Below are 23,948 nucleotides of genomic sequence, written 5' to 3'. Positions count from 1 at the left end.
GAATATTTTTGAGAAAGAAACGAAGACTTCTTGCCATCGTCTTATGCATGATGGTGGTCATGACACAGTTTTCATTCGTTGCATTTGCAGATGACAGCGGCGAGAATGGGATTGGAAAAGCTGGTGGGGACAAAGAAATTGTGTCAGACGATAGTATCAGCGGTGGAGATGGTCTGAAGGAAGGCTCTAACGATGATAATCTGCTCCCAGGAAGGGAGACTTCAGAAGGAAAAACACCTGACGATACATCAGGAGATCCTGATGGCGCAATCCCTGAAAATGGTGGGCCGACAGAGTCGGCCAACACGACAGTGAGCGATCTACAAGCGGACATAGACAACGCAGGGACCGTCTATGCAGACGAAGACATTTTTGATGTAGTAAACAGCGACGATCTAAAAGCATTGGCTTCGCTTGTAAACAAAGGAAATGATTTTTCAGGCAAAACGGTACGGCTTAAAAATTCCCTGGATCTGGAAAGCCAGCCATGGACACCGATAGGAAACAAAGATCATTTGTTCGCAGGAACTTTTGAGGGGGATGGACAGGAAATTACAGGTCTGTCCATCAATGATCCAACTGCAACATGTCAAGGGTTCTTTGGTGGTGTCAGTGGCGTGATAAAAAATCTGACTGTAGCAGGGAGCGTGTCAGCAAGACAGTATGTAGGGGGAATTAGCGGATACGCTACAGGCGATGCGGTATTTGAGTATGTAACAAATCAGGCGGACGTTACTTCTACAGGGACAGACGCTGGTGGAATTGTCGGATTTGTTGACGGATCTACAACGACAGGCGTACAGTTCAATGTATGTTACAATGAAGCCTCTGTTACGGGTGGCAATAACTACACTGGAGGCATTGCTGGAAGAGTCACTTCACAGTCGTTGTTTAACGATTGCCAGAATCGAGGAACTGTCAAAGGCGCAGGCACTCATGTAGCTGGTATTGTGGGGATGGTATCTTCCAGTGCCGCCGCGCCGGCAGAATTGTCTAACTGTAAGAACAGCGGCATTGTTGAGAACACAGGAAGCAATAAGAATTTTACGGCTGGCATTGTTGGACAGGCAAACTCCGGTTACGTTACTTTGCAGAGTTGTTATAACGAGGAGGACGGTTCAGTTACGGGTTCCGGTACAAATACTGCCGGAATAATTGGTAACGCCGGAACTTGTGCAACCATCGTTGACTGTGCAAACTTGGGAAGCGTCTCACAGACTGCTGGAAAAACACCGACCGGCGGTGTAATCGGTACGCTGGGTGCAGATGCGCTTCGGGTTGAACGTTGTTATAACGCAGGCGCTGTTACCGGCAGCGGAACTTACACTGGAGGCGTACTTGGTCAGACGACAGGAGCCGTCAGCAAAAACTATGCTGTAAAGTATTGCTGGAATGAAGGAATTGTAGTCAGCGAAGGTACTTACCTCGGTGGGGTGGCAGGTTACGTAGATGGATCGTTTCAATATGCGTCAGGCACCAAATACACTTATGTAAGCTACTGCTATAATGCAGGTATCGTAGCCAGCGGCAATGCGAATACCTACGTAGGCGGCATCTCCGGCAGAAACAGCACGGGTGGAACCGGGTTATATGGGCACTGTATCAGTTGTTATAGTGCGGGAACGATAATCGGAGCCTCCGAAGAAAAAATTGCCGCAATTTCCGGAGCAAATTTTAGTTATAACGAAGACAGCTATTATTTGTCTGAAACGGGCACTTATAAAATTGCAACAGCATCAGTAAGCGCAGCTACGATTAAAACGGAAATGGAAACAATGGAGGCTGCGGCAAGTGTAGCCGACGGTGCAAACACACAGTCAATTGCCAAACTTGACTTTGAAAGCGGAAAAGCGGCGTATCTATTGGATGGTGGTCTTTCCGGGGAACGTAAAGGCGTTTGGGCACAGGGTAACGGATATCCAGTCTTTGCTGATGAGGCCCATCGACCGGTATATAAAGTAACGGCCGCGGCAGATAATACGGATATGCCAGAAGGTCTGCTGAATGCTATTACATACAATGGCGCAGATGCTGGAGAACTATATATTGCGAAAGGGACAAACCTAGTTCTCACTGTAAGCCCTGCTGACGGATACACTCTGGACACCTATTCCGTAAAGAATAGCAATGGCGGCGGCGTTGATGTAACCATCACGCATGGTGATGGGGCAGACTCAAACTTAGCATTTACTACACCGGATAGTGGGGCGGACTTGACAGTTAACGTTGGTTTTACACTATTACCGGAGAATCCTGATCAGGATTGCGTAATAACCTTTGATGCAGGCGGCGGCTTATTTAAAATAGAGGGAGCTGATGGATTGCCATCGGTGACAAAGACAGTAAAAGCAGGCGAAAGAGTTACAAAACCGGCTGCGCCGCAAAATGGCTATTATGAATTTACTGGTTGGTATGAGGATCAGGAGTGCACCATTCCTTATGATTTCACATCGCTAGTAAAGGAGTCTAAAACACTGTATGCAGGTTGGCTGACTGACGAGGATGCTTATGCTACCATTATCTTTGATGGAAACGGCGGAAAATTCCTGGCTGATTTAAGTGAGAAAAGTCAGACGATTAGGGCTGGAAATCCTGTATTGCCTTTGCCGGGCTCTGATTTATTGCGGCCAAACTACAGTTTCCGAGGATGGTTCCAGGATAAAGAATGTACCATTCTGTATGATTTTTCCCAGCCTCTTACGTCCAATGTAAGGGTATACGCTGGATGGCTCTCTGAAGGGGCAGGTGTACCGGGAACTCCCGATTATGTGCCTCCTGAGTACGTTGTGACTTTTGATGCCAATGGCGGCTATTTTAACGTAAATGAGCAGAAAATTACAAGGCTGCAGAGGATTGTAAAAGGTGGAGACGCTGTAGCTGATGTTCCGTTGCCGCAGAAGGATGATGCGGGTTCTGTCGTATATGAATTTGCAGGATGGATATCTAACGGCTTACCTTGGGACAATGCAGACATAGACTCTGACCTGACAGTTACTGCAAATTGGAACGAGACTGATACCTTTGAAGAACTGATTACGAATCACGGCGATTCGGAGGAAGATGCCATTGAAATTCCTGACTTGGGAACTTTGGAGAGAATCAGAGACTATGTCAACGCGAATACCAATAACCATTGCAGCGGTAAATTTTTTAAGCTGACAAACGACATCCGTCTTCCTCAGGGCTGGACTCCAATCGGCACCTACTCTTGGAGAGATGCGGGAACTACCTATTTTGCAGGCAGCTTTGATGGAAATGGACACAAGATTACGCTGAATAACAATCAGACAGAGCCATTGTTCGGATCTATAAATGCTGGTTCAAATGACACCGTTGCAACGGTAAAAAACTTGAAGATTCAGGTAGAAAGCAGCAACAATTTAAATTGTGCTCTGGCAATGTATGCTGGAAGCAAAGGTGTTGTAAGAGTTGAGAATGTAAGTTTTCAGGGTAAAATGTACGATACTTTTTCTGCTTTTCTATACGGAGGCTTCACAAATCTTGAATTAGTAAATTGCAGAATTGAAAGTGGAAGTATTATTAGCGGAAATGAATTAGTTGGCGGCATGCTGGCTTTAGCAAGAAGCGGTGGGACGCCTGCTGAGGTCACGGCCCTAAATTGTATCATTGAGGAAGGCGCAGAAATTATATCTTATGGTGCGCCAGGACAGGGAAGCAGTGCGACCGCCCTCGGCGTAGGCGGTATTGTCGCTTACGGTAACGGCAAATTTGTAGGCTGTGAAAACCATGCGGACATTACGATAAAAAGCATACCCGGTGGCTGTGCCGTAGGCGGATTGTTAGGATCAGGAAATTCTGTATCTACACAAAAAGCTTTCTTCATCGATTGTGTAAACACTGGAGATATTCATGTGATGTCATCTGGCGACAAAGCAAGCGGAATCGGCGGCCTTTATGGCGCACCGTATTCTTATAGTCAGGCGTATGCTGTTACCTTAGAAAATTGCTATAACACAGGATCGATTAAAGTCACAGGAATTGGAGCGAAGTACATTGGCGGCCTGGCGGGACAGGCATGGAGCCTGACCGATTGTTATTCTTATGGCGATATCAGTGTTCCTAGCACCGCAACAAATATAGGTGCGTTGAGCGGCGGTACGCTGGGAACGGCCAATGCAGCAAAAAATTCCTATTATGGATTTAAAAACGACGCTCTAAGCGCGCCTGATGGATTTGCAGACAACGGTGCGAAAAAAATGCAAAGTGAGGATTTTGAGAGCGGCAAGGTAGCCTACGAGATGAAAGCGGATGCAGAAAAAAACTGGACGCAAAATGAAAAGGAAAAGTATCCTGAGTTAGGTCTGCCTCTGTATTACATGCTTTCCCTCTCAATAGAAAATCCAGAATACGGATCAGCGTCTCTTGCAGCTACTGCAAAAGGCGTACAGAAGAAATCAACTTCAGCTAACGAATTGTTCGTACCTCTTGACACGACGGTGACGGTACACGCTGTGGCCAAAGACGACGAAGTCAAAGTTGAAAATGGTGTCAAGTACAAGTATGTGTACTCGGCAAAGGTAAATATTTCAGGCAGCGGAGATCCAGCAGTAAAGGCTGGCGAAAGCTTTGCTTTTACTACTGATCAAACAGATGTAACAGTTGCCTTTCAATGTGAGAAGACAGAAATAAAGGACCCTGTCATCGAACCAGGCGGCGGCGACGAACCAGGCGGTGGCGATGAACCAGGCGGCGGCGATGGACCAGGCGGTGGCGATGGACCAGGCGGTGGCGATGGGCCAGGCGGTGGTGATACACCGGGTGGTGGAACTGTGAACCCCGGTCACGGCGGCAGCGGATCAGGCACTGGGAGCAATACAACCCCTTCTGGCGGATCACTGACAGCGCAGCTGAATCCAAACGACAGTAAAGCTAGCGTGCAGAAGACTGACACGCCAGAGCAAGGCGAAAGTCTGGAATCTACCAACGCTCCTAATCAAAAAGACGGTAAAGACGATGAGAAAGATGTAACTATTTTCAAAATTATCGCCGATGTAGTAAAAGCGAATCCAGTTGTTACAATTGTAATATTAGCTGGTGTTGCAGGCGTCATTGGATTAGGTGCTTTGCGAAGAAGACGAATACAGTAATCAAAGATGTTTTAGGAAAGGAAGATGAGGAATGAAGAAGTCTATGCTGAGAAATATTTTAATTATATTGGCAATCGTCATCTTCTCAGGTGTGATGGTAATTGCAATAACTACACACGGCAGGACTGCTCCGCGACCAGCTCTCGCTGAACAGGCTGCGGATGTCAGCCCTGAATCTTCCCTTTCTGAAACGATTCACCTGGAGCAAAAAAGCAAGAATAATAACTTAGAAAATAAAATAACGCAGGGACAGAAAAAAAAGGAAGAAAAAATTCAAAAGGGGCAAGAGGAAAATAAAGCACAACAGGGTGACGCGAAGGAAGATACAGACAAAGATAAGAATGATAAAGATCATAACGATCCAGATAAAGACAATAACGATGAGAATAACGGGGGCAAGCCGAATAAACCGGAAAGCCCCGATGAATATACAGATTTACCAGAGGATGCATATGTAGAAGAAAGCCTCTCGGTAGAAGATTTGATGAAAGAAATCGGTATAGACGACCCCAATCAGATCATCTATGCCAAAGCTATCACCGGCGCAGGAAAGGAGAGCTGGCTGAAGCTGATAAACGGTGTTTATTCCGTATATCTGAGTACCCAGGGTACGACAATCATTCAAATTAAATATAAAGACGACTCGGGAGAAGTTCATACATATAATAAGAAAATTACCTATAAGAGACCGGAGGGTTCGACTCCGAAAAAGAAAAGACCTATCATTAATACGACTCTAAAAAACGAAGCTTCTTATTCCAACAAGACTGTAAATTTTGATGTTTGGGTGACAAATTACAGAGGAAAACCGCTGTCTTACAGCAATATGGAAGTGACGGTCAACGGCAAGCATGCTGATTATATAGGAGAGATGGGGCGTCAGACATATTCAGTGCAGCTGAAAGTAGGCGCAAATACTGTCAGAATTAAAGTAAAGGATTCCTATCAGTACACGGTAACAAAGGTCTATACCATTTACTATAAATCTGGTAAGGCGAGGATTACCATAAGTCTGGAAGCCGGAACAATCGGCTTAAAGTATCTGATTTCGCCAATGAAAATGGAAGTGGAGTCAGGAAAACCATTGTCCGCCGTTATAGATGAGTTTTTAACTGCAAACGGCTATACTTACCAATTTACCGGCAGCATAGATAAAGACTTTTACCTGGCGAAGATACAGAAAAAAAATATGATCAAAGGCTATAAGATTCCAGGTTCGCTGATTAAAAAACTAGATGAAGACGGCTTGACCTATAACATTCATAATTATGAATCGCTGAATTGTCTTGGTGAGTTTGACTTTTGTCAAGGGGCAGGCTGGATGTATTCCATCAACAATATTTATCCGACAATCGGTTTTGGCAGAAGTTATGTAGAAAATGGAGATGTTGTGAGAATCAGGTTTACCTTGGCTTATGGAAAAGATATTGGCGGCGCCAGTGCCTCACAAACTACCGATGGATTGTTACAGAATTATGGAAGAGAGTGGTGAAAAATGAACAATAAAATCAACGAAATTTTAAATGAAATTAAGAAAGTAATCATAGGTAAAGACGATAAGATTGCCAGAGTGTTAATGGCGCTTCTGGCAGAAGGGCATATTTTAATCGAAGATGTGCCGGGGGTGGGGAAAACGACCCTGGCGTTGGCTTTCAGCAAGGCACTGGGTCTGTCTTATAACAGAACGCAGTTTACTCCTGACGTCGTGCCATCCGACATTGTCGGCTTTTCTATGTATAACAAAGAAAACGGTCAATTTGAATATAAAGAAGGAGCGGTATCCTGCAACCTATTTTTGGCAGACGAAATTAACAGGACTTCCAGTAAGACGCAGTCGGCATTACTGGAGGTTATGGAAGAAGGACAAATGACAGTAGATGGAATCAGTCACTTGCTGCCCTCGCCATTTATGGTTATCGCCACCCAAAACCCGGCTGGTGCGGCGGGAACACAGCTGTTGCCCAATGCGCAGTTGGATCGTTTTTTAGTCAGAATGGAGATGGGATACCCTGATTTTGAAAGTCAGATTGAGATTTTACGAGGCAGACAGAAGGCCAATCCGATAGATGGCGTTAGGGAGGTTGTAACCACAGAAGAAATTTTAGCCATGCAGCAAGATGTGCGGAATACCTATGTAGATGAAAAAATACTCAATTATATCACCCGATTAGCGGCAGCAACCAGAGAGCATTCTATGGTATCTCTTGGCGTCAGCCCAAGAGGAGCTCTGGCCGTATTGAGAATGGCAAAAGCAAGAGCTTTTGTATTAGGACGAGACTACGTAGTTCCACAGGATGTGTGCGACGTTTTCTTTGACGTATGTGGACATAGGATTCTGCTAGGGTCAAAGGCGAGAATTTCGGACAAACAGGAAAAAGATATCTTGCAGGAAGTACTGGAAAATGAAGTAATTGAACCTGGACTATGGGAGCATAAATGATTAGGAATAAATTGATTTATGGGATGTGGGCGCTTCTTTTAGGTGGAGTTTGCTTTTTTCGTACGGATCCTTTTCTTTTGATATTATTAGGGCTTACGTTGCTGTTGATTCCCCTGTCAGCCGCAGCCTCTCGTTTTCTAGCCAGTAACATAACTATTTTGCTGGAAGCTGAGAGTTCGACAGACGGAGGCAATTCTGGAGAATGCAGAATACGTTTCCGCTATAACGGCATCTTGCCTTTTATCATGTGCCGCGGGCATGTACTCTGTGAAAATAAGCTAACAGCTGATGTAGAAGAAATCAAATGTCTGGCAGCTTGTGCGAAAGGCTGTGACGGACATGTCTCCATACAAATGAAGAGTAAGTATTGTGGCAAGATAGAAATTAAACTCAAAGAGTGTATGATATGGGATAGTTTGGGATTAATTGGTTTTCGAAAGAAATGTGAAGAAAAGAAAGCTGTGTTGATGGTGCCGCAGGCTGTCGATATAGATTTGACAGAGGAAGTAATCAATATACCAGATATGGAGGGAATCGATTACTCCGAGGAGAAGGCGGGATTTGATCCCAGTGAAACTTTTTCTATCAGGGATTATAAAGAAGGTGATCGTATGAAAAGCATTCACTGGAAATTATCTTACAAGCTGGATCGAATCATGGTCAGAGACCCGGGGCTGCCTATTAAAAATTCGACACAGATTTTAATGGAGACCTGCTTTGATGCAGGGGATGAGGAACGGAAGCAAATGGCCGATGCAGTTTGTGCTTTTACAATCTCCCTCTCGGAGTTGTTAGTCGACGCTGGTACAAAACACCAGCTAGGTTGGATGGATTACAAGGAGAACGTCTTTCGCAACTATGAAATCAATAGTGCAGATAACTTGATAGAAATATTAGGGGAACTTTTAGGTACGACAGCAGTGTCGGGCAGGCACAGTGTGAACGACAAATTTTATGAAGAAACAGGATGCCAGGAGATTCCTGGATTGGTGATTATCAATCATGACAGAATATAAAAATATCGATTTAGCAATTAAATATGAGGCAGGACGGGCCAGAAAGAGAAAAGATATAGCAATGGGTTTTTTATTAGGCCTGGTTTTTCTCATTACCTCTTTGCGCATGCTGATGGGCACCTGGAGCCTGCCGAGCAGCTTTGGGGAATTCTTAAATCTGGTTTTGCACCATATTACAACGGTTTATCCTCTCGTACACGATTACTTTACAGAACCAGAAGGAAGCAGCCTTGTATTTGTTCTAATTACGATTATGGCGTTATTCGGTTTTATGACAGCGATTTGGGCGGCGGTCAGATTTCGATTGTGGCCTGTTTTTATCGCATTGTTACTGGCAATAACGGCATTGCAGACTGTTTTTTATGATAATCCATGGTATCTTGCGGCAACCTTCTATCTGATCTGGGTAGTCACCGTCTTCTGGCTCCTATCGCAGAAAACGGGAAAGCTTATGCGGCTGGCAGTGTCAGTCTGCGTCATTCTCGTATTGGCAGCGGGCGGTTCTTACTTGACAAAGGGGACGGCGCTGACCAGTCCCTGGGACAGGCTCCGGCAGAATGAACATGCGGTCACGGCCCTGCCACAAGGTGATTTTAGTAACTTACAGGAATTTAAGTTATCAAAAGATACGGCATTTACAATCACCATGTCAGAGCCTGAGTCGTATTACCTTAAGGGCTACTCGGGGGAAGTCTATACAGGAACAGGCTGGACTTTAATAGACAACAGAAAGCTGAGTGACTATAACGATATCTTTTACTGGTTACACGAAAAAGCCTTTTACGGGTACGGACAAATTACCGCAGCAACAGGTGCATTAGAAAAACAGGAGAGATGCAAGATGACCATTGATTTCTCTCCAGGAAAATCCAGATACCTGCTGCTGCCTTATGAGACAGAAAATAAACCTGCCGAGCTTTTACCGGTAATAGGAGACAACCGGTTTCAGTCCGACAATGGAAAGGTCAAGCAGTACAGTCTGTCTGTGACGAAAAACAAAGTAAAGAATGCGAATTCTTATAAACAGAGAATACATGAAAGCGAAAATTCAAAAAGGCTGAGAGAATATTTGCTCAGTGAGAGCAGTTATAGAGATTTTACATACGACTGTTTTACAGAGTTAAATTACAATACGGAAAAACGCTTAGAAGAGGTGTTGGGTAAAAAAAAGAAATTATCGGCAGCACAGGTTAAAGCGGTTGTTTTGAAGGTACTAGGTTCCTTTGAATATGATGAAAATACGACATACCGCCAGTCTGAAGGCGATTTCTTTGAAGTGTTTATGGCAGAAAAGTGCGGTTACTCTATTCATTTTGCCACTGCAGCAGCCTTGATGTTTAGATACTACGGCATTCCTGCCAGATATGTTGAAGGTTATCTGATTACGCCAGATGATATCAAAGATGTGAAAGCAGGACAGCCTTTAAAAATTGATCAGTCTCATGCCCATGCATGGATGGAATACTATGAGGACGGTTTAGGCTTTATCCCCTTTGAGACGACGGGACCGTACATTGGCGTTATGGGCAGTGACGACAATCTTGCCTATACGGGATCTGACGGAGACGACCATAAAAATCAGAAGGAAAAGCAACGAAAACACGAGGAAAAAAAGACAATTGTTCCTGAAGTGGAACTTTCTGAGCATGCCCTTTTCATTGTCATCGGATTATTATGCATGTTATTACTTTTCATTTTAATCATCGTGGTGATGCTGAGAAAGAAATTTCGTTTGCGGAAAGGGATCCATATAAAGAATAACAAAAAAGCTGTACAGACTATGACTCGCTACATTCTCAAACGTTTGTCAAAGGAAGGGCTGACACGAAAAAACATGCCATTGCCATCATATGAGACTGAAGTAATTTCTGTTGCCGGGGAGGAAATTGCTGCACAGTTTGCAGATGTGGCAAAGATTTATGAAGAGGCAGTTTACAGCAGAAGAACTGTTACAAAAGAGCAACGAGACTGTGTAACACAACTCGCTCTATGTATAAATAAAAAAATTAGATTGTATAAGAGAGGAGAAAAGCATGAAAGAAAGAAAAAAGACAGTTAGGAAACTGTCGGTTCTAGTGCTGTGCGTAGCGTTGATTTTTTCATTTACTGTGAATGTATCAGCGGCAGCAGATCCAGGAAAGGTAATCAAATCCGACTGGACCAATTTTAGAGGAAATGCAGAAAATAATGCAGTGACAAATGCGAAGGTACCCAAGGAGGCCTCTAAAGCTATGCTGTATTGGGCGACGAAAAAAGGATCTGGATGGGGATCTGCGGCGCCAGGCGTTCCGATTCTGGTCGACGGCTACCTATATTTTAATGCAGGCAAAGAATTAGTGAAGATGGATGCCATTAGCGGAAAAGTTGCAAACAAGGGAGATCTAGTAGCTGCATCATCCTTTAGCATCTGCCCGCCGACCTATGCCAACGGGAGGATTTATGTGGCTCTGTCCAATGGAACCATTCAAGCATTTAATGCTAAGACTTTGAAGTCAATTTGGGTTTACAAAGACGAATTGGGAGGACAGCCTAACACCACAATTACTTATTACGACGGCTGCGTCTATGCCGGCTTTTGGGGAGCAGAAACCAGAGATGCCAACTTTGTATGCCTGACGACGACAGACCCTGACAGCAAGAAAACTACTGAAGCAAAAAAAGCTAAATGGACCTATACCGTAAAAGGCGGTTTCTATTGGGCTGGCTGCTATGCTTCTAAGAACTTTGTACTGGTAGGCACTGACGACGGCGAAAGCGGTTATGATTCACAGACTTCTAACTTGCTCTGCTTCAATCCAAAAACCGGAAAACTGCTGGACAAAGAATCCGGGCTCAATGGTGATATCAGAAGTAATGTGGCCTATGATAAAGCTACAGATCGGTATTATTTTGCATCTAAGGGCGGAACTTTTTACTCTGTAAAAGTCTCTGCTGCCGGCAAAATCAGTGATTTAAAATCTGTAGAACTGGGCGGGATGAGTACGTCTACGCCATCGGTATATAATGGACGCGCTTATGTAGGTGTTGCAGGAACGGGGCAGTTCTCCAAATATTCCGGACATAATATAACGGTTATTGACCTGAACAAATGGGAGATTGCTTATCAGGCCATGACTATGGGTTATCCACAGACTAGCGGATTAGTATCAACAGGATATGAATCTGCAGATGGCTCTGTCTATGTATATTTCTTTGATAACTATACCCCTGGTAAGCTGAGGATTATTAAAGACAAACCTGGACAGAAAAAGGTGGAACGCATTTCAACGGACTATATTGAAGGCGAGGACGAGTCTTGTGCGGACATTCTCTTCACACCAAAAGGTGCCCAGGCACAGTATGCGATCTGCAGTCCGATTGTAGATGAATATGGAACTATATACTTCAAGAATGACTCTGCTCATATCATGGCTTTGGGCAGTAAGATTGAAAGCATCAAAGTGACTAAGAAACCGAGCCAGACTACCTATGACATTGGAGACAAAGGGAACCTGAGCGGTATTAAAGTCACCGTCAATTTAGCAAACGGATTGACGAGAGATATTTCTGACTATGTAACCTGTTCTACGGAGGCAATTATTGAAGGGCAGAATGATCTGACCATCTACTATCCGTATTCTATGTACAACGATGAGGGAGACGCGGAACCAATCTTCACGACAGTGGACATCAAAGTGAACAGTAAAGCAGTCTCAGCAAAAAACAACGCTGCAAAGAAGTCCATTAAAGCAAGCAAGGTCAGCAGCGTAAAAACGACAGCAGGAAAGAAAAAAGTCACTGTAAGCTGGAAGAAAGTTTCTGGGGCAACAGGTTATCAGGTCAGCAGAGCTACGAGCAAAGGCGGTACCTATACTATCAAAAAAACGACTTCTTCCGCAAAATATATAAACACTTCGCTGACTTCAAAGAAGACCTATTATTATAAAGTAAGAGCTTATAAGACCATCAATGGCGTTAAGTATTATGGTAAATGGTCTGCCGTCAAACTGGCGAAAGTGAAATAGTATTCTATGAAAAGAGAGATGGACAAAAGAATTACAACGATTTGCCTCATTTTGTGCCTGCTGCTTTTATGCGGCTGTCAGGAAATCTCCGCAGACTATGAAAAGCCTCTGGCGGAGACGGGGAAAAACCTCTACAGCATAGTCACAGACCCTGTTCCGGGGTCCATTGGCGGCGAATGGGCGGTAATCGGGCTGGCCAGGGGAGATTTTACCGCGGAAGACGGATATTTTGATTCTTATGTTAAGAATGTCGGAAGTTATGTGAAAAAATGCGGCGGCGTATTACATACTAGAACAGGATACAAGTATACGGAGTATTCCAGAATTATTTTGGGACTGACCGCGGTGAAAGCGGATGTGAAAAACGTCAGTGGATATAATCTTTTAGAAAAACTAACTGACATGAAAGATGTCTGCAGGCAGGGAATCAATGGTCCGATTTGGGCATTGATCGCTTATGATAGTGGAAGTTATCAAATTCCTGTAAAAAGGAATGATGAAACACAAACCACCAGGCAGCGTCTCATTGAAGCAATTTTAGATGGTCAGCTGTCCGACGGTGGCTGGGATATTGCATCGTCTTCTGGCGATGCGGATATGACCGGTATGGCATTACAGGCGTTAGCGCCATATTACCTCAAGACGGCAGATAAGATTGATGAAGTCGATCAGGCCGTGCTTGATCGGGTGAAAAGTGCTGTTGACAAGGGCTTAACACTAATTTCATCGATTCAAGAAGGAGACGGAGGCTTTTCCAGCATGGGAGGCAGATCATCAGAAAGTTGTTGTCAGATCATTGTTGCTCTCTCCTCTTTAAGGATAGATCTAAAAACGGATAAGCGATTTATAAAAGAGGGACATACTGTACTGGACGCGTTGTTGTCTTACTACGATGGCAATGGAGGCTTCTACCATACAGATGGAGAGGACGAGATAAACTGTATGGCAACGGAGCAGGCATATTACGCTATGACAGCCTATGATCGGTTTGTAAAGGGCGAAAGTCCATTATACGATATGAATTAAATAGCTGATATACCGATTAATCTGGCCAACAGGTGTTATCACAGCAAATACGGACTGCGAATTTTTATTGCAGTCCGTATTTGCTTCCTGTTTGTACATGCTCTACCATATAATTTTATCTGAATTATTAAAGTTTTAAGCTTCTGCGACATTTTTCGACATGTTTTTCGCCTTTTAAATGTTAAAATAAAGTGATTCTACAGGAATACCATACATATAAAAAATGAATCTTTCGTATATAATTGTTAAAAATAATAGCACCAAGGAGGTGTGATCATATGAATGAATATACGTCAGGTGATTTGTATGGGTATGTGAGAGTATCGGCAAGAGATCAAAATGAGGATCGACAGTTGATTGCGCTGGAAAACTTTGAAATCCCTAAAGGACATATTTTTATCGATAAACAATCGGGAAAAGATTTTAACAGACCGGCTTATTTGCATCTGATGAATACAATTAAGGAGAACGATTTAATTATTATCAAAAGCATTGACCGATTAGGAAGAGACTATGAGGAAATCATGGATCAATGGAGAATTATCACCAGGGAGAAAAAAGCGGACATCAAGATTATAGACATGCCGCTCTTAGATACGACACAATGCAAGGATTTGTTAGGTACCTTTATATCAGATTTGGTTCTTCAGGTGTTGTCTTTTGTATCGGAAAATGAAAGGCAGAATATCCGGCAGCGACAGCGAGAGGGCATTGACGCAGCTCTTGCCAGAGGCGTGCAGTTTGGCCGACCACGAAAATTAATGGACGGCTTTGATGAACTTGCGTTCCTCTTTAAGCAAAAAAAGATACCCCTGAGTGAGGCATTACAGCTCAGCGGTATGAGTAAATCAACATTTTACAGTCGCTTGAAAGAGTACGCATAATTTGTCCGAAAAAGTACACTTTTTAGTACCTATTCGACAGGAGATGATTCGACGAAAAATGGTGTTGATTTTATGTGTATATGATGATAGAATGAGGACATAGATGAAAAAGTTCATGATATCTTTCGCTAATTATGTAGTCTTAAAAAGTGTACTTTTTCGCACAATTTGACGCAAAATAATTAAATATAGCGTTTTATGTTCTCCTCTTAAGGAGGAGCTAAGAGGGAAGCAGGTGAGAGTCCTGCACGGTCCCGCCACTGTAAACGAGGAGTCTCTTTCCACGGCAAAGCCACCCACTGAAAATTGAATGTCCGGAGGACAAGTCAGTTTTGGGAAGGGCGGTAAGAGACGATGATTCGTAAGTCAGGAGACCTGCATAATACGATTCCTAGTTGGCGGAGAACCAATGAGGAGGGAATGAGACTGTCAGTTAATACGGGCTGTGACTATTTTGTCATAGTCCTTTTTGTTTTGGCAAGGTGAAAAGGAAGGTAGTACTATGGAAAGAAAAGAAATGGTAACAGTAACGCCAGAAGAAAAAGAATTGATAGAGACCATCAGAAAAATCTCCGGGGGGGGGGGGTTAGAATTATTGTGAAAAATGGCAGACTCACTGCCATTACTCTCGATTCAGATAATGCAGAAAAGAAAAACTGATGTGAACAGAATCTGCATCAGCAAAAAATTTATTGGGTTTGTGTAACAGTCCACGTAAGGGGGATTGCTTACATATAAAAAGAGTGGCCACTCTTTAGCAGAACCGCAGCAATTTCGTTGAGGTTCTTTGATAACGTAGAAAGAGCATTTTGCTCTGGAAGACAAAGGAGGTCAAAAATGACTAAAAAACGTTCAAGAAGAGTCATTGCCATTATGATGGCAATGGTAATGACAATGGCAATGATGTTTGCTATGACGACGACATCGTTTGCAACAGATGGAAGTGTAAACGTAAAAATTCAAATGTATGGTGAAACATATATTGATGAAACTGTAACAGATGCACAGATTGCAGCAAATGTAGGTGCGTCAGGTCATCTTTATACAGTTCCTGCTGGAATCACGCAGCCAGCAGGCTACACTGCAGCAGATGCTTTAATGCAGGCGTACACGAATTTCTATGGATCCTTTGATGCATCACAAGTTGCTTATGGTTGGGATACATCATGGGCAGGCCACGAAGGCTTGTATTTTACTACTTATGACGGAATGAGTGGAGATGCGGGAAAATATTACTTTGTAAGAAGCTATGAAGGCACAGATAAAGACGGTAATACAGTAACATATTATGAGTATTACTGGCAAGGAGATTCTTGGAATTTGTATATCAATGGTTCCAATACCCCTGCTGCTTCATATGCTAACAGCTATTCTTTAGCAGATACATCCCAGGTTGTATTTGATTACAACACAACTCGTACGGACAACTTCTCCGTTACGTCACCGATCCCAAATGCTGAACCTGCACCAGCAAAGTAGATTAATTTAACTAGAAAAAAATAATTGCTAGTGGGAATTCTCTTATACAGAGGACTCCCACTGGTTGCATTTTATTAATTCTTAAGTTTGGAGTAAAAAATGAGTAGATATTATAGAGAAAAAGTAAGGACTCCGTTTCTGCCGATTATGTTAATATTAATACTGATAGTAGGAATGTTCCCTACTTGGGTCTTTGGATTTGATAATACACAAAATATTGCAGAAGGCAGTATCGCAAATATAGAGTTCAGAAGATCAAAGGCCGGGGACCTGCAGTATTTAAATTATCAATTTGATTCTAGCAGTAAAGATTATAAGATCGCTTTACCGGATAAAGCGAATACTCTGTGGATGGACATCACTTTCGCAGGAAGTGTTGCGGATGACTTGAAGTATCAAGTATATGTCAACGGAGAGGACTTTTCCAAGAAAGTACCTGCTTCAAAAGGCAGCGTAACGGCTTCGAAGAAATCTTCTGTGAATCTTATGACGCAAATAATGAATAAACTGGGTTCCGAGGTTAACCTTACATTAAAGGTCGGGAAACAAAACGAAGATGGTGCCTTTGTTGACAATCAGACTGTTACCTATAGCGTTACGATAAAGCGACAGGTAACTTTGAAATCTATCGAAATAAAAGATGAAAAAGGCAGCGCTGTGGCTATAGCGCCAGCTATTTCAGAGGGGCAATATACTTATTCTGTAATGGCAACGGATATTTTAGAAAGTGTTTCAGTCACACCTACCTTATATACATCTCAGAAAACTACGTATCAAGTTGGCGACAAGTGTAAGAACAGCGGCGAAACACTAGAGACAAAATTTGAAAAAAACGAGAACGGAGATAAAGTTCTGAAACTTCAAGTTGCTTATACGGAAGAAAATACGAATGTAGTTTCCTCGGAATACACGTTTATTGTCGATAATACCGATTATGCCCCGAAAGTTATAATTAATCAGCGCGAGCATTCTGTAGATAAGGGAAAACAGACAACGCTCGAGGTGACTGCATCTGCTCCAAAACTATCAAATTTAACTTATCAGTGGTATTCATCAAATATGGATAATAACAAGTCTGGAATTATCATAACCGGTGCTACAGAAAGCACCTATATTCCTCCCGCAGAGTATGCTGGAACGACTTTTTATTTTTGCAAAGTTACCAACACCGTAAATGGTGTAAAGTATGATACAAATAGCGACACTTTTAAAGTCACTGTAAACCCAACTTATGCCTCACCTCCACAGATTAAAACCCAGCCGGAACCTGCGAGCATTGTTGAGGGTACAGAACATACCTTGTCCATAGAGGCGGCATCACCAGATAGGGGGGCAAAACTAAGTTATCAGTGGTATATAAATACTGAGAACAGCAATTCAGGGGGCATTAAAGCTGATGGTGCAAATCAGTCTACTTATACTATACCTACATCAACAGTAGGAACTTTCTATTATTATTGCGCTGTATCAAGTACTTTGGGTGATGACACTGCGGACCTTATAAGTAATACAGCTAGAGTTGATGTTACAGCGATTCCTGGCATAGAGAAGCTTACAGGGACGGGGACGAGCCAGGACCCTTTTAGAATCACCAATGTTGCTGATTTGTTAAATGTGAAAGATATAGTTGAATCAGGATATGGGTTGGAAGGAAAGTACATTAAGCTTACTAATGACATAATTTTACCTGATGATTGGAAACCAATGGGTGATTTGAAAGGCGCAGATGTAGCAGGAGAGGATCCTACACAGGGGGGCAAAAACGTAAATCCGTTTATGGCAACCTTCGATGGAGATGGTCACACCATCACCGTTCCAGACGGCGGAGAAACGGTCTTTGGATATGTTCGCAAGGCAACGATAAAGAATTTAAAAATAAAAGGGGCAAACATAAAGGGCTGCGGGTTAATAAATAAATTCTTCGGTGATTATGGAGAGGATGGGGACTCTAAAATAGGGGTTACCCCTTGGACCGTTATTGTTGATAATGTAACACTTTTAAAAGGAACGAAGACTAGCAGCTATGGCTTTTTAAGAGGCAGTGGATCTGGAGCAAATCGTGTTACAATTAAAAACTCAACAATTGAGGAAGGCGTTTCGTGTTCCGGCGCTTCTTTTGTCGGAGACTTAAATGGTCAGGTCCTTAACTGTACAAGTTCTGCTGATGTGCATGGCACAGGCGGATTAGTCGGATCAAAAGGACAGTCCATGGGAGATTGCGTCATAAAGAATTCTGCATTTCTGGGCAGTCTTACTGCTCCAGATAGCGTTAAATATGCAGGCGGAATTATTGGATCAGGTTATTATGCTCCATCTGCGCCAAATACACCCGTTGTTTCAGTGCAGAATTGCTATGTTGAAGCTGACATTGTGGGTAAAGGAGCCGTGGGCGGTATACTAGGAACAGAACCAGGTTGTGAACAGTGTTGGAGTAATGGTAGTGGCTCAATTGCGAATAACCACTTCTATGGAACTATCACGATTACAGATGGCAATATGGAACACGTTGGTGGGATTATCGGTTTTCTGAAAAGCTATAATAGATATCAAAATGTCGATAACAATTATTACCTGGACTTGTGCGGTGTCAGCAAGGGCATCGGCGAAATTGAAAAGATAATTTTTAACGATGGCACTGAGGACGGCATTAAATATGGTATTGACTATGAATTCAAGGCAGAAAATGTATGCACCAAAGCCACAACCAAGGAGTTTGGGGACGGTACGGTTCTAAAAAAACTAAATGAAGGAAAATATAGCTTTGGAAACTGGAAACAAGGTGATTTGTATCCAGCATTTTCTGGAGAAGATTTTGTTACAGACATTGCAGTTGAGGGATATAAAGACAGCTATTATGTTGGGGACAGCTTCACTTCAGATGGTATAATGGTAATGGCAACCTATCTTTCTGGAAAAACCGAAGCATTAGACGTTTCAAAGGTCCGGTTCTCCGGATTTGACAGTAAAACAATAGGGTCAAAGGAAATAACTGTAAAATATGGTGCAGCACAGACGACATATCATATTACAGTGCTATATAAGGAACCGAAACAAGTCCAAGTTACATTTACACTCAAAGGTGATACTGCGCATGGTGATAACGGACAGACCCATACTTTATCTGGAGGAGGTTTGACGACGTGGATTCCTGATACAACGTATACCGTCGACCAGAACACGACAGTGTGGGACGTATTCAAAAAAGCCCTGTCAGAAAACAATATGACTTATGAATACAATACAAACTCGGGTACGGTTTATATCAGTAGCGTTACAAAAAATAATGTAAAATTATCGGAACTTACTAATGGAAAAAATTCCGGCTGGATGTATACGTTAAATGGACACCATTCAGAATTAGGCGTTGCTGAACAATATTTGAGTAACAACGATCACATCGTCTTCCACTACACAGACGACTACACGAAAGAAGAAGGTTCTGATAAGTGGCAGGAAGCGGACAAACCGACGGTATCCCAGGATATAACATCCACGGTTAAAGACGGTGAGGCTTCTTCTACAATTACATCCTCTGCTATCGACAAGTTGATCGAGTCTGCGACAAAAAATGAGGCGACGAGCATCAAGCTTCATGTTGTAGGAGCAGAAAACGCTGACAAGATTTCTTTGGAGCTTCCAAAGGCGTCCTTGGCAGAGATTGCAGACAAGACCGATGCAGATCTTAACGTGGTAACACCTGCTGGTAACGTAAGTTTGGATAGAAAGACCATGAAAGCAGTGGCAACCGCAGGGGAAGGCACGACAATAAAGATTGTTCTCGAAAAGAAAAAAGCTACTGATGAACAGAAGGCGTTGTTGGGCGAAGATGCAGCAATTACGGAAGTGACTATCTTGTCTGGCGATAAGCAGATTAAGCGCTTTGGAGAAAATAAACTGAAACTTAGCCTGCCAATACCGGAGAAACTGAAGGGTAAAAACCTGGCAGCAGCTTACATGAGCGATGAGGGGAAACTCTCAAAGATAGAGGGTAAGGTTGTTACCGTAGATACTAAATCCTACTACCAATTTGAGACGAATCATCTGTCAGCGTTTGTGGTCGCGGAAGAATCGGTAATTGATGCAGCAATTAAAGCGCAGGGCGAAGAAACAGACGAAGAGAAGACAGAACGCATTAAGAAAGGTGTTCAAGATACTACCCTAAAACTGAAGACCACGGCGGCAAAGCGCTACATTACGCTGACCTGGACCAAATCCAAGGGTTACAAGGTGGACGGCTATCAGATTTACAGGTCGACCAAAAAAACGACAGGGTTCAAGAAGTACGACACGACCAAGAAGACGTCATATAGGAATGAAGCTAATTTGAAGAAAGGTACAAGGTACTACTACAAGGTGAGAGGATACCGCAAGATTGAAGGTAAGACCTATTATACCAAGTGGTCCAACCTGGGAATCAGAACGGCAAAAGCTAATTCTGTAGATGTTGGTGTAAAGAAGACGACGGTCAAAGCCTCCGCTGTAAGCGGGAAGGGTTATATCAGGGTAAGCTGGAAAAAGTCTGCAGGTTACAAGGTGGACGGCTACCAGGTATACCGTTCGATGAAAAAGACGACCGGCTTCAAAAAATACATGACGACGAAAAAGCATTCATATAAGAATACGAAGAACTTAAAGAAGGGAACTAGATATTACTATAAAGTGAGAGGCTATCGGACCATTGATGGGAAAAAGGTCTATACCAAGTGGTCGAATGCAGTTTACAGAACGGCAAAATAGCAATTGTTTAAAACGAGAGACAGACTATCGGACTGTCTCTCATTTTTATAACATAAGATACCTCAACGGTGATATTAGAATTTAAAAAAATGAAATCCCTTGACCAGTTTTTTTGCTGCTGATATACTTGAAAGAAAAGCAGTCAGGAACGGAGAGATTTGGAAGATGAAATTTGTAATGTCATACAGCTGCGGCAAGGACAGCACCCTTGCTTTGTACAAGTTAATAGAGGCGGGCAACGAACCTGTGGGCCTTTTGGTCATGGTCAACGAGGAACTGGATCGATCCTGGTTCCACGGTGCCGACTACAAGCTTTTGGACAAGTTTTCAAAAGCCTTGGACATTCCCTTGATATTGTGTCCATCAAAGGGAGAGGAATATCACATAGCCTTTGAAAAAGGATTGGCAGAGGCCAAAAAACGAGGCGCAGAAATCGCAGGGTTCGGAGATATCGACATCGAGAATAACCGGCAGTGGTGTGAGGCGCGCTGTGAAAATGCAGGAATCAAAGCGGAATTTCCCCTTTGGCAGCAAGGCCGCAGCGCAGTCGTCAAAGAAATTATTGATAAGGGATTCTGCTGCATCATCAAGTCTGTGAATAATCAATTGCTGCCCAAAGAACTTTTGGGTAAAGCCTTAAGTGATGAAACTGCGGAAGTCATGGCTGCACATGGAATCGACTTATGCGGTGAAAATGGGGAGTATCATACGATTGCTGTAGACGGTCCGGTATTTAAGCAGAAGCTAGAGTTTGATTTGGGAGAGATAATGGACTTTGGCAGCAGATCGGTCATAGAAATTCGATAATTACCACACATTGTGCGTATTTCATTATTTCCCTGGAGGATTGAACAGAACAAACGATAAACACATGGAGATGCGCGCACAGCATGACGAATCTTTTATCGGAGCATATTGACAAGAATTTTTGATACTGATATACTAATCTCTGTAAGAACTGAATAGTTGCGTTCTATGTTCTTCTCCGCCTTGGAGAAGCTAAGAGGGAAGCAGGTGTAAATCCTGCGCGGTCCCGCCACTGTAATGGAGGAGTTTCATCGTATATGCCACTGGTTATCACTGGGAAGGCGGATGAGACGCAGATTCCAGAGCCAGGAGACCTGCATAGAATGTTTCCTTGCGGCGGAGAACCGATTAGGAAAATCGATGATCAGTATAATACGGACTGTGGCCTTGGCTGCAGTCTTTTTTTTGAAAGGAGATTACATATTATGAATCTGAGTTGGTTTAAGAATCCCAACAATGTGATCTATGCAAATGTCGACGAATTTGTTGACAACTTCTCCAAAGAGACTGGAATCGAAAATCTGAGACAGAAAATTGAAGAGTTTGACGCATATCCCACGAAAGAAGGACTCGTTCTAAAGGGGAAGAAAAGAACGTCAATCAAGCTCTTTATTCCGGATTTGGTCTTTGATGAACACATCGAAATGGGGGAAAATGTTTGGATCTATATGGGGGAGAGCTACGAGTGCTACTGCTTATACGGAATCAATGATAAGGGGTTCTGTGAAGACGCGTCGGAATACAAATTTTTTAGTCACAAAAGCTGCGAGTACTTTCCCTGTCACAGAACAGTAGATGAAGAAAATTATAACTGTATTTTCTGCTATTGCCCGCTTTATGCCATGGGCAGGGACTGCGGCGGCAACTTCCTCTATCTGGATAACGGCGTCAAAGACTGCAGCGGCTGCATGGTCCCGCATAAGAGAGAGAACTACGATCACATGATGGAAAAACTGATGGAATTCCATAAAACTCTGCGCGAAAAGGTTTGACTTTGGGGACAATCTGCAATATAATGAAATAGTAAATCAATACAATTTTATGTTCCTTTTATCTGTATGGATAAAAGGCTAAGAGGGAAACAGGTTAGATGCCTGTGCGGTCCCGCCACTGTAATGGAGGAGTTTCATCTCATATGCCACTGGATTATCTGGGAAGGCAGATGAAGCGACGATCCCAGAGCCAGGAGACCTGCATAAAATTATTTCTATTCCGGCGGTGAACTGGACTAGAGAGTTGCAAGAACAGCAAATACGGGCTGTGGGTTATCCACAGTCCTTTTTTATAACATAGGAAATATCGTCCGAAGGACGGATTTCCGTATGTTTCAAAGAACGTACCTTGCGAAGAGTTGTCCCTTGCAGGCGACATGTGGAAATAGGAATCTTTGATTCCGCCATTTCTACGTTTTTTATAGGTGGACGGATAACCGAGCTTTTCATTCTTTTTTCATAATTGAGGCAGGATTCGTCACCCTGCCTCAAATCATTTTTTGTCAGAGGGAAATTATTTCTTCCGCGGCACAGAAAGGAAGCATATGAAAGATCAGATATATGTGGCCACCTTTTCAGAGAATGCGATAGATGTGATTCGTGAGAATGGCTTTAATATTGAGCTCAACGATTTATGTATTTCAGAAAACCTGGACCCAGAGAAAGTCAGAGACACCATGGAAGAGATGAAGCGAGAGATTACAGCCTCTGGAGCTGACAAGGCTATCATCCACGGACCTTTTACCGAGATCATTCCTGCCTCCATTGACCACAGAGCTGTGGAGCTGGGGCTGACCAGGCTGAACGAAGCCCACGCTGTGGCTGAGAAACTGGGGATCAAGAAAATGGTCGTTCACTCGGGACACATGCCTTTGCTATACTTCAAGGAATGGCACAAGGAAAAATCCCATTACTTCTGGAAAGAATTTATGAAAGACAAGCCTGCGGATTTTATCATTTATATAGAGAACGTGTTTGAGGAGGAGCCGCTGATGATAAAAGAAATCATCGAAGACTTAGACGATCCCCGGATTCAGCTCTGTCTGGATGTGGGACATGCCAATGCGGTTACGTGCGAGGACTTCGATATCCACGACTGGATTCGCATTCTGGGGCCGATGATCGGCCATCTGCACCTTCACAACAACAATGGCAAAGAGGATCTTCATGGTCCATTGGACGTTGGGACGATGGATATGCGGGCCGTTCTCTCAAGCATCAAAACCTATTGCAGACCAGATGTAACCATGACCATAGAGAGTCGCACCTGTGCATCCAGCGCAGAGTGGATGACAAGCACTTTTTAAACGAATATACGGCGAGATGCCGTCCTGATGGTTTGAATCCATTAGGACGGCTTTTTGCATCTCGAGAATTTCTTTATAATATAAAATTAATTTTATATTATAAAAATTTTATTATTTGAATTTTTGAAAATATATGAAAAATATCCTG

Annotated in this window: 13 protein-coding genes and 3 riboswitches; all 13 genes read left to right on the top strand. The window is 43.1% G+C overall.

What is annotated here, in order from left to right:
• The first annotated feature begins 8 nt into the window (after positions 1-8).
• Positions 9-5,108: an InlB B-repeat-containing protein gene (locus BN6539_RS00175; protein ID WP_067532167.1), complete on the top strand. Its 5,100-nt coding sequence runs from the start codon at positions 9-11 to the stop codon at positions 5,106-5,108.
• A gap of 31 nt (positions 5,109-5,139) precedes the next feature.
• Entirely contained in the window at positions 5,140-6,600 is a 1,461-nt protein-coding gene (locus BN6539_RS00170) for a DUF4430 domain-containing protein (protein WP_067532159.1), read from the top strand.
• Between the two features lie 3 nt (positions 6,601-6,603).
• Positions 6,604-7,548 carry an AAA family ATPase gene (locus tag BN6539_RS00165; protein WP_067532156.1) on the top strand — a complete coding sequence of 315 codons (945 nt, stop codon included), beginning with the start codon at positions 6,604-6,606 and terminating at the stop codon, positions 7,546-7,548.
• Entirely contained in the window at positions 7,545-8,564 is a 1,020-nt protein-coding gene (locus BN6539_RS00160; protein ID WP_067532154.1) for a DUF58 domain-containing protein, read from the top strand. The genes BN6539_RS00165 and BN6539_RS00160 overlap by 4 nt, the downstream gene beginning before the upstream one ends.
• Positions 8,551-10,623, top strand: a complete 2,073-nt coding sequence (locus BN6539_RS00155) for a transglutaminase family protein (protein WP_067532152.1) — start codon at positions 8,551-8,553, stop codon at positions 10,621-10,623. Before BN6539_RS00160 ends, BN6539_RS00155 begins: the two co-directional genes overlap by 14 nt.
• Positions 10,598-12,568: an outer membrane protein assembly factor BamB family protein gene (locus tag BN6539_RS00150; protein WP_067532150.1), complete on the top strand. Its 1,971-nt coding sequence runs from the start codon at positions 10,598-10,600 to the stop codon at positions 12,566-12,568. Before BN6539_RS00155 ends, BN6539_RS00150 begins: the two co-directional genes overlap by 26 nt.
• A gap of 6 nt (positions 12,569-12,574) precedes the next feature.
• On the top strand, positions 12,575-13,594 hold the full coding sequence (locus BN6539_RS00145) for a prenyltransferase/squalene oxidase repeat-containing protein (RefSeq protein WP_067532144.1): 1,020 nt from the start codon (positions 12,575-12,577) through the stop codon (positions 13,592-13,594).
• 278 nt (positions 13,595-13,872) lie between these two features.
• On the top strand, positions 13,873-14,478 hold the full coding sequence (locus BN6539_RS00140; RefSeq protein WP_067532141.1) for a recombinase family protein: 606 nt from the start codon (positions 13,873-13,875) through the stop codon (positions 14,476-14,478).
• 181 nt (positions 14,479-14,659) lie between these two features.
• Positions 14,660-14,875, top strand: a riboswitch (cobalamin riboswitch).
• Positions 14,876-15,315: 440 nt separating this feature from the next.
• Positions 15,316-15,957 (top strand): hypothetical protein, encoded by a 642-nt coding sequence (locus tag BN6539_RS00135; RefSeq protein WP_067532138.1) that lies wholly within the window; start codon positions 15,316-15,318, stop codon positions 15,955-15,957.
• A 99-nt stretch (positions 15,958-16,056) separates the two neighbouring features.
• Positions 16,057-20,694 (top strand): bacterial Ig-like domain-containing protein, encoded by a 4,638-nt coding sequence (locus BN6539_RS00130; protein ID WP_067532134.1) that lies wholly within the window; start codon positions 16,057-16,059, stop codon positions 20,692-20,694.
• 165 nt (positions 20,695-20,859) lie between these two features.
• On the top strand, positions 20,860-21,501 hold the full coding sequence (locus BN6539_RS00125) for a Dph6-related ATP pyrophosphatase (RefSeq protein WP_067532230.1): 642 nt from the start codon (positions 20,860-20,862) through the stop codon (positions 21,499-21,501).
• Positions 21,502-21,652: 151 nt separating this feature from the next.
• Positions 21,653-21,837: riboswitch (cobalamin riboswitch) on the top strand.
• 89 nt (positions 21,838-21,926) lie between these two features.
• Positions 21,927-22,493 carry a cysteine-rich small domain-containing protein gene (locus BN6539_RS23370; protein ID WP_330385041.1) on the top strand — a complete coding sequence of 189 codons (567 nt, stop codon included), beginning with the start codon at positions 21,927-21,929 and terminating at the stop codon, positions 22,491-22,493.
• Positions 22,494-22,525: 32 nt separating this feature from the next.
• Positions 22,526-22,714: riboswitch (cobalamin riboswitch) on the top strand.
• A gap of 324 nt (positions 22,715-23,038) precedes the next feature.
• On the top strand, positions 23,039-23,800 hold the full coding sequence (locus BN6539_RS00115) for a sugar phosphate isomerase/epimerase family protein (protein ID WP_067532131.1): 762 nt from the start codon (positions 23,039-23,041) through the stop codon (positions 23,798-23,800).
• Positions 23,801-23,948: the final 148 nt, after the last annotated feature.

It is taken from the genome of Emergencia timonensis (assembly GCF_900086585.1).
Lineage (GTDB): Bacteria > Bacillota > Clostridia > Peptostreptococcales > Anaerovoracaceae > Senimuribacter > Senimuribacter timonensis.
The sequence above is the reverse complement of the archived record's forward strand: the minus strand, read 5'-3'. Positions and strand labels throughout refer to the sequence as shown.